The organism is Acinetobacter sp. KAM396, from assembly GCF_021602765.1.
Classification (GTDB): Bacteria; Pseudomonadota; Gammaproteobacteria; order Pseudomonadales; family Moraxellaceae; genus Acinetobacter; species Acinetobacter towneri_A.
The window spans coordinates 1-779 of sequence record NZ_BPPH01000096.1; the positions used below are offsets into that span (position 1 = coordinate 1).

General features: G+C 35.6%; 1 pseudogene. It reads right to left on the bottom strand.

Features of this window, described 5'->3' with window-relative positions:
• Positions 1-737: pseudogene (locus L6C30_RS14650) on the bottom strand (IS5 family transposase); the annotation flags it as partial.
• Positions 738-779: the final 42 nt, after the last annotated feature.

A 779-nucleotide genomic window follows, 5' to 3' on the forward strand; every position in this document is an offset into this window, starting at 1 on the left:
TTAATATTCTAAATGTCTTCAATTGACTATTGATGTGTTCGATCACAACTCGTATTTTTCCAATCATTTTATTGTACTTTTTCTCAACATCAAATAAGGGTATATTCTTCTTTTTCTTTATTGGCATCAATAATTTAAAGCCATCTTGCTCTAATCCGTAGTACCCTAAATCGGTCATAACATATTCACAATGTTTGAATTTCTTAACCGTTTTTCTTGCCAGTTTAATGTCATGCTGACTGCCATTCGATATATCTAGCCCTATGATTTGTTTGCTCTTCGGATGATAGATCACTTGTGCTTTTAGCGTATGTTTCTTCTTTTTACCACTGTAGAACTTACTCTGATTTTTTTTTCGGGCGTTCTATTGAACATTCTGTCGCATCGATAATGACCCAGTTAAAGTGTTCGTCTGCTGTGGTAATGCTTCGTTTTGGCAGAGTAAAACATCTTGATTTCATCAATGCATCTTCAACCTTTTTAATGGTTCGATTCACATTACTTTCAGCGATATGGTAGTGTGCCGCCAATTCCAGTTGAGTACTGTAGTTGCGTAAGTAATTGAGCGTTAATAACAACTGATCCTCTATAGCTAAAGTATGAGGACGACCTGATTTCTTTTTGAGTGATTCTGCTTTTTCTAAAACCTCTACCATTTCGGTAAAAACTGGTCGAGGTACGCCAACCAAGCGTTTAAATTCAGAATCTGAAAAACGGTTTAAGTTCTGATATCTCATGAAACTTAGATTGAGGTGGTTTTTACTTTCGCAAGAGATCTA